General features: G+C 60.3%; 10 protein-coding genes. 7 read left to right on the top strand and 3 right to left on the bottom strand.

All coding sequences use genetic code 11. The annotated features are described in order from the left end of the window. Positions 1 to 33: 33 nt before the first annotated feature. Genes gatB through gatC form a run of 3 tightly spaced genes read right to left on the bottom strand, consistent with a single transcriptional unit; the run spans position 34 to position 3,245 of the window. Positions 34 to 1,479: an Asp-tRNA(Asn)/Glu-tRNA(Gln) amidotransferase subunit GatB gene (gene gatB, locus HBO23_RS01070; RefSeq protein WP_099548380.1), complete on the bottom strand. Its 1,446-nt coding sequence runs from the start codon at positions 1,477 to 1,479 to the stop codon at positions 34 to 36. A gap of 10 nt (positions 1,480 to 1,489) precedes the next feature. Further along, complete coding sequence (gatA, locus tag HBO23_RS01075; protein WP_065911562.1) at positions 1,490 to 2,941, bottom strand: Asp-tRNA(Asn)/Glu-tRNA(Gln) amidotransferase subunit GatA; 1,452 nt, start codon at positions 2,939 to 2,941, stop codon at positions 1,490 to 1,492. 16 nt (positions 2,942 to 2,957) lie between these two features. Further along, positions 2,958 to 3,245 carry an Asp-tRNA(Asn)/Glu-tRNA(Gln) amidotransferase subunit GatC gene (gene gatC / locus HBO23_RS01080; protein ID WP_003188556.1) on the bottom strand — a complete coding sequence of 96 codons (288 nt, stop codon included), beginning with the start codon at positions 3,243 to 3,245 and terminating at the stop codon, positions 2,958 to 2,960. A gap of 210 nt (positions 3,246 to 3,455) precedes the next feature. On the opposite strand from gatC, the gene mreB reads away from it, so the two are divergent. The 7 genes from mreB (at position 3,456) to HBO23_RS01115 (ending at position 13,198) form a co-directional block, all read left to right on the top strand. Further along, on the top strand, positions 3,456 to 4,493 hold the full coding sequence (mreB, locus tag HBO23_RS01085; protein WP_002555108.1) for a rod shape-determining protein MreB: 1,038 nt from the start codon (positions 3,456 to 3,458) through the stop codon (positions 4,491 to 4,493). Between the two features lie 138 nt (positions 4,494 to 4,631). Continuing rightward, a complete protein-coding gene (gene mreC, locus HBO23_RS01090) occupies positions 4,632 to 5,744 on the top strand; it encodes a rod shape-determining protein MreC (RefSeq protein ID WP_080593785.1) in 1,113 nt (370 codons plus the stop codon). Further along, complete coding sequence (gene mreD / locus HBO23_RS01095; RefSeq protein WP_017138250.1) at positions 5,744 to 6,232, top strand: rod shape-determining protein MreD; 489 nt, start codon at positions 5,744 to 5,746, stop codon at positions 6,230 to 6,232. Before mreC ends, mreD begins: the two co-directional genes overlap by 1 nt. Before the next feature lie 51 nt (positions 6,233 to 6,283). Next, positions 6,284 to 6,880 (top strand): Maf family protein, encoded by a 597-nt coding sequence (locus HBO23_RS01100; protein WP_017138249.1) that lies wholly within the window; start codon positions 6,284 to 6,286, stop codon positions 6,878 to 6,880. A gap of 71 nt (positions 6,881 to 6,951) precedes the next feature. Further along, positions 6,952 to 8,409, top strand: coding sequence for a ribonuclease G (gene rng / locus HBO23_RS01105; protein WP_010213134.1), 1,458 nt, complete (start codon positions 6,952 to 6,954; stop codon positions 8,407 to 8,409). A 76-nt stretch (positions 8,410 to 8,485) separates the two neighbouring features. Next, positions 8,486 to 12,301 carry a YhdP family protein gene (locus HBO23_RS01110; RefSeq protein ID WP_170036269.1) on the top strand — a complete coding sequence of 1,272 codons (3,816 nt, stop codon included), beginning with the start codon at positions 8,486 to 8,488 and terminating at the stop codon, positions 12,299 to 12,301. A gap of 48 nt (positions 12,302 to 12,349) precedes the next feature. Then, positions 12,350 to 13,198, top strand: coding sequence for a carbon-nitrogen hydrolase family protein (locus HBO23_RS01115; protein ID WP_017138248.1), 849 nt, complete (start codon positions 12,350 to 12,352; stop codon positions 13,196 to 13,198). Positions 13,199 to 13,203 lie beyond the last annotated feature (5 nt).

Below are 13,203 nucleotides of genomic sequence, written 5' to 3' on the forward strand. Positions count from 1 at the left end.
CGTTCCCACGCAGAGCGTGGGAACGATCAAGTGTCAGCCTTCGAGCTTGCTTTTGAGCAGTTCGTTCACCTGTTGCGGGTTGGCTTTGCCTTTGGAGGCTTTCATCGCCTGGCCGACAAAGAAGCCGAACATCTTGCTGCGCTTGGCTTCGTCTGCCGCACGGTATTGTTCAACTTGCTCGGCATTGGCGGCGAGCATCTCATCGAGCACGGCCGAAATAGCGCCGCTGTCGGTGACTTGCTTGAGGCCACGCTTCTCGATGATGTCGTCGGCGCTGCCTTCGCCTGCGGCCATCGCTTCAAACACGGTCTTGGCGATTTTGCCGGAGATAGTGTTGTCTTTGATGCGCAGCAGCATGCCGCCCAACTGCTCGGCGGTCACCGGGGCTTCGTCGATCTCCAGGCCCTGTTTGTTCAACAGGCTGCCCAGCTCAACCATCACCCAGTTGGCCGCCAGCTTGGCGTCGCCGGCAATGCTCACGACTTTTTCGAAGTAGTTGGCTTGCTCACGGCTGGAGGCCAATACGCTGGCATCGTAGACCGACAGGCCGAACTGTTCCTGGAAACGCTCGCGTTTTTGCGGCGGCAGTTCCGGCAGGGTGGCACGCACGTCATTGAGGAACGAGTCCTCAATGATCACCGGCAACAGGTCCGGGTCGGGGAAGTAACGGTAGTCGTTGGCTTCCTCTTTGCTGCGCATGGCGCGGGTTTCGTCTTTGTTCGGGTCGTACAGGCGCGTTTGCTGGATCACCTTGCCGCCGTCTTCGATCAGCTCGATCTGGCGACGCACTTCGGTGTTGATCGCCTTCTCGATGAAGCGGAACGAGTTGACGTTCTTGATCTCGCAGCGTGTGCCGTACTCGGCCTGGCCTTTTGGCCGCACCGACACGTTGCAGTCGCAACGCAGCGAACCTTCGGCCATGTTGCCGTCGCAGATGCCCAAGTAGCGCACCAGCGCGTGGATGGTCTTGACGTAGGCCACGGCTTCCTTGGCGCTGCGCATGTCCGGCTCGGAAACGATCTCCAGCAGCGGCGTACCGGCGCGGTTCAGGTCGATACCGGTGGCGCCGTTGAATTCTTCATGCAGGCTCTTGCCGGCATCTTCTTCCAGGTGCGCACGGGTCACGCCGACACGCTTGATGGTGCCGTCTTCCAGCGGGATATCCAGGTAGCCCTTGCCGACGATCGGCAATTCCATCTGGCTGATCTGGTAGCCCTTGGGCAGGTCCGGGTAGAAGTAGTTCTTGCGCGCGAACACGTTGTGCTGGCCGATCTCGGCGTCAATCGCCAGGCCGAACATCACCGCCATGCGCACCGCTTCCTCGTTCAGCACTGGCAGTACGCCGGGCATGCCCAGGTCGACCAGGCTGGCCTGGGTGTTGGGTTCTGCGCCGAACGTGGTGGCGCTACCGGAGAAAATCTTCGATTGGGTGGCGAGCTGGGTATGAATCTCCAGCCCGATCACAACTTCCCATTGCATAGTGTTCTCCTCAGAAGCCGGTAGGGGTGCGAGTGTGCCAGTCGGTGTTCAACTGGTACTGGTGCGCCACATTGAGCAGGCGGCCTTCCTGGAAATACGGGGCGAGCAATTGCACGCCGACCGGCAGGCCATCGACGAAACCTGCGGGCATGGACAAGCCCGGCAAGCCCGCGAGGTTGGCGGTGATGGTGTAGAGGTCTTCCAGGTACTCGGCGATCGGGTCGCCGGTCTTGGCGCCGATCTTCCAGGCCGGGTTCGGCGTGGTCGGGCCGAGGATCACGTCGACTTCTTCAAAGGCGGCCATGAAGTCGTTCTTGATCAGGCGACGGATCTTTTGCGCCTTGAGGTAGTACGCGTCGTAGTAACCGGCGGAAAGCGCGTAGGCACCGACCATGATCCGGCGTTGTACTTCGGCACCGAAGCCTTCGCCACGGGAGCGTTTGTACAGGTCGGTAAGGTCTTTCGGGTTTTCGCAGCGGTAGCCGAAGCGCACGCCGTCGAAACGCGACAGGTTCGAGGAGGCTTCTGCCGGCGCGATCACGTAGTACGCAGGAATCGCGTGCTGGTTGTTCGGCAGGCTGATTTCCTTGATCACGGCACCGAGCTTTTCCAGCTCTTTAATGCTGTTGTGCACCAGTTCGGCGATACGCGGGTCGAGACCGGCGCTGAAATACTCTTTCGGCACGCCGATACGCAGGCCTTTAAGCGAGGTATTAAGGCTGGCGCTGTAGTCCGGCACCGGCTCATCGATGCTGGTGGAGTCCTGTTTATCGAACCCGGCCATACCTTGTAACAATATTGCGCAGTCTTCAGCCGTGCGTGCCAGCGGGCCGCCCTGATCGAGGCTGGAGGCATAGGCAATCATGCCCCAACGGGAAACGCGACCGTAGGTCGGCTTCAAACCAGTGAGGTTGGTGAAAGCGGCGGGCTGGCGGATCGAGCCGCCGGTGTCGGTGGCCGTGGCCGCCGGCAGGAAACGCGCGGCAACAGCAGCAGCCGAGCCGCCGGAGGAACCGCCGGGCACGTGCTCCAGGTTCCACGGGTTTTTTACCGCACCGTAGTAGCTCGACTCGTTGGCCGAACCCATGGCGAATTCGTCCATGTTGGTCTTGCCCAGGGTCACGGCCCCGGCGGCCGCCAGCTTGGACACTACGGTGGCATCGTAGGGTGCCTTGAAGTTGTCGAGCATCTTCGAGCCGCAGCTGGTGCGAATGCCCTGGGTGCAGAACAGGTCTTTGTGGGCGATGGGTGCGCCCAGCAGTGCGCCGTTTTCACCGTTGGCGCGACGTGCGTCGGCGGCCTTGGCCTGGCTCAGGGCCAGTTCCTCGGTGAGGCTGATAAAGCTGTTGACCTTGGGGTCCAGCGCGGCAATTCGCGCCAGCAGGGTCTGGGTCAGCTCTTCGGAAGAAAACTTTTTGTCGGCGAGACCGCGGGCGATCTCGGCCAGAGTCATGTGATGCATGAAAGGCTCTTTCCCTTTAGTCGATGACTTTCGGAACCAGGTACAGGCCGTTTTCGACCGCTGGCGCGATGGACTGGTAGGCCTCGCGATTATTTCGCTCGGTCACAACGTCTGCACGCAGGCGCTGGCTGGCTTCCAGCGGGTGAGCCAGGGGCTCGATGCCGTCGGTATTTACGGCCTGCATTTGGTCGACCAGCCCGAGAATGCTGTTCAGGGCTGCGGTGGTCTGTGGAAGATCGGCGTCATTAAGGCCAAGCGAGGCCAGATGCGCGATTTTTTCCACGTCGGAGCGTTCAAGCGCCATGGGTTTCTCCAGTGGAAAACAGAACGGAGGGCATCCGTGTGTTAGATTGTCGGAACACTACCGCATTTCTACGGTCATAAGGCCGCGATTGTGGGGGTTGGTGCACAGAAAGTCGGCCAATTTAGCACATTGGCGCCTTGCCCAAAATCCCTGTCGTTGTTAGAGTTTGCCGCACTTTTTTACCCACGCGTTGCCTAGGGTCCTTTCCCCATGTTCAAGAAACTGCGTGGCATGTTTTCCAGCGATCTTTCCATTGACCTGGGCACTGCCAACACCCTTATTTACGTGCGCGAGCGCGGTATCGTTCTGAATGAGCCATCGGTTGTGGCCATTCGGACCCATGGTAATCAGAAAAGTGTCGTTGCCGTAGGCACCGAGGCCAAGCGCATGCTCGGCCGTACACCAGGCAATATTGCTGCCATTCGTCCGATGAAAGACGGCGTGATCGCCGACTTCAGCGTCTGCGAAAAGATGCTGCAGTACTTCATCAACAAAGTTCACGAAAACAGTTTTCTGCAGCCCAGCCCTCGTGTGCTGATCTGCGTTCCGTGCAAGTCCACCCAGGTGGAGCGTCGTGCCATCCGTGAATCGGCCCTTGGTGCCGGTGCCCGTGAAGTGTTCCTGATCGAAGAGCCTATGGCTGCCGCAATCGGCGCCGGCCTGCCGGTTGAGGAAGCACGCGGTTCGATGGTGGTGGATATCGGTGGTGGTACTACCGAGATCGCCCTGATTTCCCTGAACGGTGTGGTGTATGCCGAATCCGTGCGTGTAGGCGGCGACCGTTTCGACGAAGCGATCATCACGTATGTACGCCGTAACTACGGCAGCCTGATCGGTGAGTCCACTGCTGAGCGCATCAAGCAGGAAATCGGCACCGCTTACCCGGGCGGCGAAGTTCGCGAAGTCGACGTTCGTGGTCGCAACCTGGCCGAAGGCGTTCCACGTGCCTTCACCCTGAACTCCAATGAAGTGCTGGAAGCTCTGCAAGAGTCCCTGGCCACCATCGTTCAGGCTGTGAAAAGCGCCCTGGAGCAATCGCCGCCGGAACTGGCTTCCGATATCGCCGAGCGTGGCCTGGTGCTGACCGGTGGTGGCGCCTTGCTGCGCGACCTCGACAAGCTGCTGGCCCAGGAAACCGGCCTGCCGGTGATCGTCGCCGAAGACCCGCTGACCTGCGTTGCCCGTGGCGGTGGTCGTGCACTGGAAATGATGGATAAACACACCATGGACCTGCTCTCCAGCGAATAAGATCGTTGGTTGCACCATGCTTCGCCCGCAGGCAGCACTTTGCAGTGCTGCCTGTTGGCGTTTATCTTCTTCAATCTGCATCCAGGCCGGTTTGATGCCGTATGAATAAAGAGAACATTTGCCTGGGAGGAGCGGCTTATTAAACCGCTTTTCGCCAAAGGCCCCTCATTGGGCGTGCGCTTATTGGTGCTGGTCGTGCTTTCGGTCGCGCTGATGGTGGTCGATGCCCGCTTTGCACTGCTCAAGCCCGTGCGCAGCCAGATGTCGCTGGTGTTGATGCAGACTTACTGGATCACCGACCTGCCGCAACGTCTCTACCAGGGCGTGGCCAGCCAATTCGGCAGCCGCACCGAGCTGGTCGCCGAGAACGAAAAACTCAAGACTGAAAACCTGCTGCTGCAGGGGCGCATGCAAAAGCTCGCGGCCCTCACCGAGCAGAACGTTCGGCTGCGCGAGTTGCTCAATTCTTCGGCATTGGTCAACGAGAAGGTCGAAGTGGCCGAGTTGATCGGCATGGACCCAAATCCCTTTACCCACCGCATCATCATCAACAAGGGTGAGCGCGACGGTGTAGTGCTGGGCCAGCCGGTGCTTGATGCCCGTGGCCTGATGGGCCAGGTGGTGGAGCTTATGCCCTACACCTCACGGGTATTGTTGCTGACGGACACCACCCACAGCATTCCGGTACAGGTCAACCGTAACGGCCTGCGGGCGATTGCCAGCGGCACCGGCAACCCGGAGCGTCTGGAGTTGCGTCACGTTGCCGACACCGCCGATATCAAGGAAGGCGACCTGCTGGTCAGCTCCGGTTTGGGTCAGCGCTTCCCGGCGGGTTACCCGGTGGCGACGGTCAAGGAAGTGATCCACGATTCCGGCCAGCCTTTCGCTATCGTGCGTGCCGTGCCAACCGCTGCCTTGAACCGCAGCCGCTATCTGTTGCTGGTATTCAGCGACAATCGCACTCCGGAAGAGCGCGCCAACGACGCCGCCCAAGCCCAGGAAGCGGAAGACAAGCAGAACGGTATAACGCCGATCGTTCCCGCAACGGTGCCCAAGCCCGCATTTGTTGGGCCGCCTGCACCGGTGGCAACTCCGGCAGCGCCGGTGGCGACGCCCGTTAAACCTGCCACCCACAACGCCCGCCCGGCGAAACCCGCCGCAACCAAACCGCCTGCGTCGACGCCTGCCGCCACACCAGCCGCTCGACCAGCGGCCGCTGCCCCGGCAACCACGCGGCAGAGGGAGGAATAATGGCCGGTACTCATTCACGCAATGGTTGGATCGTCTGGCTGACCTTCGCCATCGGCTTATTGCTCAGCGTCTCGCCGCTGCCGCAATTCATGGAGATCCTGCGACCGCTCTGGCTCGCGTTGTTGCTCGCGTTCTGGTCGCTGACCCTGCCGCATAAAGTCGGGATGGTCACGGCGATGTGCCTGGGCTTGGCGGAAGACGTGCTCTATGGCACTTTGCTGGGTCAGAACGCATTGATCCTCACGCTGATTACTTTCCTGGTGCTGTCGTTGCAGCAGCGTTTGCGCATGTTCCCGATGTGGCAACAGTGCCTGGTGATCCTGGTGATCTTCGGCCTGGCGCAGTTGGTGCAACTGTGGCTCAGTGCCTTGACCGGCAACCGCCAACCGACCTTGGCGCTGGTGTTGCCAGCGTTGGTCAGTGCGCTGCTGTGGCCTTGGGTCAGTTTCGGCCTGCGTGGGTTACGTCGTCGCTATAAAATCAATTGAATGGATTGCGAGGCTCTGCCTGGTTATCAAACTCTACAGGGAGAGTCTGCAATGAATTCGCTTTACCTGGCCTCGGGCTCACCGAGGCGGCGTGAACTGTTGACCCAGATCGGTGTGCCTTTCACCGTGGTCAGCGCCGCCATTGATGAAACCCCTCTTACTAATGAACCCGCCGTTGCCTACGTCGAGCGCCTTGCGCGCGGCAAGGCCGAGGCGGGTTTTGCTGCGCTTGAACAAAGTGTGCAGGCCTGTGTGCTGGGTGCGGACACGGCGGTGATCGTGGATGGCCAGATCCTTGGCAAGCCCGTGGACCAAGCCGATGCCTTGGCGATGCTGATGGCGCTTTCAGGTCGTGAACATGAAGTGCTCACTGCCATTGCCCTCACCGACGGCCATCGTTGCGAAACGCGTTGTGTAAGCAGTCGTGTACGTTTTCGCGCTATTTCTGTCCAGGAAGCTACATCCTACTGGCACAGTGGCGAACCTGCGGACAAGGCCGGCGGCTATGCTATCCAGGGGCTGGGTTCGGTGTTTGTCGCCGGGCTCAATGGCAGCTATTCCGCTGTGGTCGGCCTGCCGGTGTGCGAAACCGCGCAACTGCTCGGCCAATTCGGCATACCCTGTTGGCAAAACCTTACCGCGCGCTGAACGCCTTTATTTGCGCGCCAAGCCTTAAGCGATCGGTCACTATTGTGAAAACGCCTGAACGAGACCCAGCCATGAGTGAAGAGATTCTGATCAATATCACGCCGATGGAATCGCGCGTGGCGGTGGTAGAAAACGGTGTTCTGCAGGAAGTGCACGTCGAGCGCACCCAGAAGCGCGGTATTGTCGGCAATATCTATAAAGGCAAGGTGGTGCGCGTATTACCGGGCATGCAGGCGGCTTTCGTCGACATCGGCCTGGACCGTGCCGCGTTTATCCACGCCTCGGAAATTTCCCTGCGTGAAGGCCCGGCGGTAGAAAGCATCAGCGCCCTGGTGCACGAAGGGCAGAGCCTGGTGGTGCAAGTCACCAAGGATCCGATCGGTTCAAAAGGCGCGCGGCTGACGACGCAACTGTCGATCCCCTCGCGCTATCTGGTGTACATGCCGCGTACCGCGCATGTGGGTATTTCCCTCAAGATTGAAGACGAAGCCGAGCGCGAGCGCCTGAAAAAGGTGGTCAGCGACTGCGTAGCGGCCGAAGGCATCAAGGAAGCCGGCGGGTTTATCCTGCGCACCGCCGCTGAAGGCGCCGGTGCTGACGAAATCCTCATGGACATCCGCTACCTGCGCAGGCTGTGGGATCAGATCGGCGCACAGATCAAAACCATTGGTGCGCCGAGCGTCATCTATGAAGACCTCGGTCTAGCGTTGCGTACCTTGCGTGACCTGGTCAGCCCAAAGATCGAGAAAATTCGCATCGACTCGCGGGAAACCTTCCAGCGCACTACGCAATTCGTGGCCGAGCTGATGCCGGAAATTGCCGACCGCCTGGAGCATTATCCTGGCGAGCGGCCGATCTTCGACCTGTATGGCGTCGAAGATGAAATCCAGAAAGCCCTGGAGCGCAAAGTGCCGCTCAAGTCCGGCGGCTATCTGGTGGTCGATCCGGCGGAAGCCATGACCACCATCGACGTCAACACCGGCGCGTTCGTGGGCCATCGCAACCTCGAAGAAACCATCTTCAAGACCAACCTCGAAGCGGCCACCGCGATTGCCCGTCAGCTGCGCCTGCGCAACCTGGGCGGCATCATCATTATCGACTTCATCGACATGGAAGACGAAGAGCACCAGCGCCAAGTGCTGCGCACCCTGGAGAAGCAGCTGGAGCGTGACCACGCCAAGACCAACATTATCGGGATCACCGAGCTTGGTCTTGTGCAGATGACCCGCAAGCGCACCCGCGAAAGCCTTGAGCAAGTGCTGTGCGAGCCGTGCAGCAGTTGCCAGGGGCGTGGAAAGTTGAAGACCCCGGAAACGGTTTGCTACGAGATTTTCCGCGAAATCTTACGGGAGGCACGTGCCTACCAGGCGGAAGGCTATAGAGTGCTTGCCAACCAGAAAGTGGTCGACCGATTGCTGGATGAAGAGTCCGGTAACGTTGCTGAGCTTGAGGGTTTTATCGGGCGCACCATTCGTTTCCAGGTCGAAACCATGTATTCCCAGGAACAATACGACGTGGTGCTGCTCTGATCCCCAATCGCTTTCTTTATTCGAGACCGGCAGGCGTTGATCTGCCGTCCGCTAACTGCCTTGAGGGTCGCCTGACATGGAGCGTCTGACACGCTTTTTTGCCGCCTTGACCCGTTGGGGCCTGGGCCTGTGCGCCTTGCTGCTGGTACTGGCGGCGGTGTACGTGAGCCTGGGTCGTGAGTTGGTCCCACTGGTGGCGGAGTACCGCGCCGAAGTTGAAGCCAAGGCGCAGGCTGCGGTGGAGATGCCCCTGCACATCGGCAGCCTCGAAGGGCGCTGGAGTGGTTTCGCGCCGATATTGCTGGCCCACGACGTGATGGTCGGCGAAGGCAACAGCGCCTTGCGCCTGGATCAGGTTGAAGTGGTGCCGGATATCTGGGCCAGCCTGATGGCGCGCGAAGTGCGTATCGCCCACCTGGAAGTCAGCGGCCTGCAGTTGAGTGTCAAGGAAGACCAGGACGGCCACTGGGCGCTGCAAGGTTTGCCGGTGCAGGATGACCAGCCGTTGGACCCGCAGCAGTTGCTCACGCGCATGCAGATGGTCAAGCGCGTGTCGTTGCTCGACAGCCAGGTGACATTGCAGCCGTTCGAGCAAGCGCCGTTGACCCTGACCTATGTGGGCCTGAGCCTGCATACCGGCAACACCCGCCAACGCCTGGATGCACGCGTCACCCTGCCGGACGGCCAGCCTTTGGCGCTGAGCCTTCGTAGCCGTATTCGCGCAAGCGCATGGAAAGAGGGCGAAGTCGAAGCCTACCTGAGCCTGCCTCAAAGTGACTGGGCCAAATGGATTCCCGCCAGGCTGACCCAGCAATGGAAGCTCACTCAGTTCAAAGCCGGTGGCGAGTTCTGGCTCAATTGGGGCAAAGGCACCGTCCAAAGTGCCGTGGTGCGCCTCAACTCACCGCAAGTAAAGGGCAGTTACGCCGACCGCAAACCTGTGCATATCGAAAACCTCGCCCTGACCGCCTACCTGCAACGCAGTGACAGTGGCCTTAAGGTGTTGTTCGATTCACTGGCGATGAACATCGGCGATACCCGCTGGGAATCACACCTGCAACTGCAACAAAGCGTGGCGACCGACAAAGACCAGGAAACCTGGAAGCTTCAGGCTGACCGCCTTGACCTGACCCCTGTTACCCCGCTGTTGAATGCCTTGGCGCCATTGCCGGAAGGTTTTGCCAAAACCATCGAGCACCTCAAGGCCACGGGCGTGTTGCGCAATGTGTTGGTGGATTTCCGTCCGCAGGACGCCACCGATAAAAAACTCAGCTTCGCCGCCAACCTTGAACGCATCGGTTTTGACGCGTACTTCGGTGCGCCAGCCGCACGGAACGTATCCGGGAGTATCAGTGGCGATTTGGGCCAAGGTGAGTTGCGTATGGACAGCAAGGATTTTTCCCTGCACCTGTACCCGATCTTCGCCAAGCCCTGGCAGTACATCCAGGCCAACGCGCGCCTGACATGGAAGCTGGATAAAGAAGGCTTCACCCTGATTGCCCCTTACATCAAGGTGCTGGGCGAGGAGGGCAAAGTGGCTGCCGACTTCCTGATTCGCCTGCACTTCGACCATGCCCAGGAAGACTACATGGACCTGCGGGTCGGTATGGTCGATGGCGATGGTCGTTTCACGCCCAAGTATTTGCCGGCCGTGTTGAGCCCGTCCCTGGATGAATGGCTGCGCACCGCAATTCTTAAAGGCGCCGTGGACCAAGGGTTCTTCCAGTACCAAGGTTCGCTCAACCATGACGCGCTGCCCGCTGCGCGCAACATCAGCTTGTTCTTCAAGGTGCATGACGCCGAACTGGCCTTCCAGCCGGGTTGGCCGCATGTGAGCAAGGTCAATGGCGAAGTGTTTGTCGAGGAGAGCGGCGTGCGCATCCTGGCCAGCAAGGGCCAATTGCTCGACACCAAGGTCAAGGACGTGTACGTCAATATTCCCCACGCACCGGCCGGTAAAGACAGCCACCTGCTGATCACCGGTGGGTTTGCGGGCGGCCTGGGTGATGGTTTGAAGATCCTTCAGGACGCGCCGATAGGCACGGGTTCAACCTTTGCCGGCTGGAAGGGCGACGGCGACCTGCAAGGCAATCTGGACCTGGACATTCCGCTGGTCAAAGGCACCGAGCCGAAGATCGTGGTGGACTTCAAGACCGACAAAGCCCGTCTTCAATTGGCGGAGCCGACCTTGGACCTGACACAGCTCAAGGGCGATTTCCGCTTCGACAGCAGCAAGGGCTTGAGTGGCCAGAACATCTCGGCCCAGGCATTCGATCGACCGATCACCGCGCAAATTGTTGCCGATGGCAAGCCAGGCAACATCAGTACCCGCGTCACCGCCAAGGGCCAGGTCACGGTCAAGCGCCTGACCGATTGGTTAAAAATCAGCCAGCCGTTGCCAGTGTCCGGTGATATTCCGTACCAGCTGCAACTCACACTGGACGGCGCCGACAGCCAACTGATGGTCAGTTCCAATATGAAGGGTGTGGCGGTAGACCTGCCGGCGCCCTTCGGCATGCCTGCCAGCCAAGGCCGTGACAGTGTGTTCCGCATGACGTTGCAAGGTGCCGAGCGTCGTTACTGGTTCGACTACGGCGAATTGGCGAGCTTTACCTTTGCCTCGCCGCCGGACAAATTCAATGATGGGCGCGGGGAGTTGTTCCTTGGCGCCGGCAATGCTGTGTTGCCCGCAGCCAAAGGCTTGCGTATTCGCGGTGTGCTGTCGGAACTGGATATTGACCCATGGAAAAAACTCGCCAACCGCTACGCCGGTAACGACCCAGGCGGCAGCGCCAAACAGTTGCTCAGTGGTGCCGACTTCAAAGTGGGCAAACTGATCGGTTTTGGCACCCAGCTTGATCAGGCCAACCTTCAGCTGGACCGCAAGCCTGCCGCCTGGGGTTTGCAGCTCGACAGCCAGCAGGCCAAGGGCACGGTCAACCTGCCGGACGCCAAGGGCGCGCCGATTGCGATCAACCTGCAATACGTGAAGCTGCCGGCGGTGGACCCGACCGCGCAGGCCGACGAAAACGCACCGGACCCGTTGGCGGATATCGACCCCAAGGACATCCCCGCGCTGGATATCGCCATCAACCAGCTGTTCCAGGGCCCCGACCTGGTGGGCGCCTGGTCGCTGAAGATCCGCCCGACTGCCAAAGGCCTGGCCTTCAACAACCTCAACCTCGGCCTCAAGGGCATGCAGCTTAATGGTGCCGGCGGTTGGGAAGGCGCGCCCGGCGCCAGCAGCAGCTGGTACAAGGGCCGCCTGGACGGCAAGAACATTGCCGACGTGCTCAAGGGCTGGGGTTTTGCGCCGACCGTGACCAGCGAAGACTTCCACCTGGATGTGGATGGCCGTTGGCCGGGTTCGCCGGCCTGGGTTGGCCCCAAGCGTTTCTCCGGTAGCCTGGATGCGTCATTCCGTAAAGGCCAGTTTGTCGAAGTGGAAGGTGGCGCCCAGGCCTTGCGGGTGTTTGGTTTGCTCAACTTCAATTCGATCGGTCGCCGTTTGCGCCTGGACTTCTCGGACCTGCTCGGCAAGGGCTTGAGTTATGACCGGGTCAAAGGCTTGCTGGCCGCCAGTGATGGAGTGTTCGTCACCCGTGAACCCATCACCATGACCGGCCCGTCCACCAACCTCGAGCTCAATGGCACCCTGGACCTGGTGGCTGACCGTGTCGACGCCAAGCTGCTGGTCACGTTGCCGGTGACCAACAACCTGCCGATTGCCGCGCTGATTGTCGGCGCGCCCGCCATTGGCGGCGCGTTGTTCCTGATCGACAAGCTGATCGGTGACCGTGTTTCGCGCTTCGCCAGCGTGCAATACAAGGTTCAAGGCCCGTGGAAGGATCCAAAAATCACCTTCGACAAGCCATTTGAAAAGCCAAACTGAGAGCCTGTGGAGTAGCATGGCCGCATGCCTATTATGGAGTGTCGGCCCATGCCCTTTGCGGTAATTCAAATGGTCAGCCAGAGCGATGTGCTGGCCAACCTGGCCCAGGCCCGGCGCTTGCTGGAGCAGGCGGCAGCAGGCGGTGCGAAGCTTGCGGTACTGCCGGAGAACTTCGCTGCCATGGGTCGCCGCGACGTGGCCGATATCGGTCGCGCCGAAGCCTTGGGCGAAGGCCCGATCCTGCCCTGGTTGAAACAGACCGCCCGCGACCTCACCTTATGGATAGTGGCCGGCACTTTGCCGTTGCCGCCCAAGGACCAACCGCACGCCAAGTCCAACGCTTGCTCGCTATTGATCGATGATCAGGGCGAAATCGTCGCCCGGTACGACAAATTGCACCTGTTTGATGTCGATGTTGCAGATGCCAGGGGGCGTTATCGCGAATCTGACGACTATGCTTTCGGGAGCAATGTGGTGGTGGCGGACACGCCGGTGGGGCGCTTGGGCCTGACGGTGTGCTACGACTTGCGGTTTCCCGAGCTGTACAGCGAGCTGCGTGCGGCGGGGGCGGAGTTGATTACTGCGCCTTCGGCCTTTACGGCGGTGACCGGCGCGGCACATTGGGATGTACTGATTCGGGCGCGAGCCATCGAAACCCAGTGCTATTTATTGGCCGCCGCTCAAGGCGGTGCGCACCCGGGGCCACGGGAAACCTTTGGCCACGCAGCCATTGTCGACCCTTGGGGGCGTGTGCTGACACAACAGGATCAAGGCGAAGCGGTGTTGTTGGCCGAACGCGATAGCAGTGAACAAGCGTCGATACGGGCGCGCATGCCGGTGGTCAATCATCGGCGCTTTTTCTCGCAGGGCGCGCAGCGGCCTGCTTCAGAACGATGAATTTA

The sequence above is a fragment of the Pseudomonas sp. WS 5532 genome, from assembly GCF_012985445.1.
Lineage (GTDB): Bacteria > Pseudomonadota > Gammaproteobacteria > Pseudomonadales > Pseudomonadaceae > Aquipseudomonas > Aquipseudomonas edaphica.

What these genes read in the sequence shown, in the direction of transcription:
- gatB (WP_099548380.1), bottom strand. Translation starts at nt 1,479, where the DNA reads ATGCAATGGGAAGTTGTGATCGGGCTGGAGATTCATACCCAGCTCGCC.
- gatA (WP_065911562.1), bottom strand. Translation starts at nt 2,941, where the DNA reads ATGCATCACATGACTCTGGCCGAGATCGCCCGCGGTCTCGCCGACAAA.
- gatC (WP_003188556.1), bottom strand. Translation starts at nt 3,245, where the DNA reads ATGGCGCTTGAACGCTCCGACGTGGAAAAAATCGCGCATCTGGCCTCG.
- mreB (WP_002555108.1), top strand. Translation starts at nt 3,456, where the DNA reads ATGTTCAAGAAACTGCGTGGCATGTTTTCCAGCGATCTTTCCATTGAC.
- mreD (WP_017138250.1), top strand. Translation starts at nt 5,744, where the DNA reads ATGGCCGGTACTCATTCACGCAATGGTTGGATCGTCTGGCTGACCTTC.
- HBO23_RS01100 (WP_017138249.1), top strand. Translation starts at nt 6,284, where the DNA reads ATGAATTCGCTTTACCTGGCCTCGGGCTCACCGAGGCGGCGTGAACTG.
- rng (WP_010213134.1), top strand. Translation starts at nt 6,952, where the DNA reads ATGAGTGAAGAGATTCTGATCAATATCACGCCGATGGAATCGCGCGTG.
- HBO23_RS01110 (WP_170036269.1), top strand. Translation starts at nt 8,486, where the DNA reads ATGGAGCGTCTGACACGCTTTTTTGCCGCCTTGACCCGTTGGGGCCTG.
- HBO23_RS01115 (WP_017138248.1), top strand. Translation starts at nt 12,350, where the DNA reads ATGCCCTTTGCGGTAATTCAAATGGTCAGCCAGAGCGATGTGCTGGCC.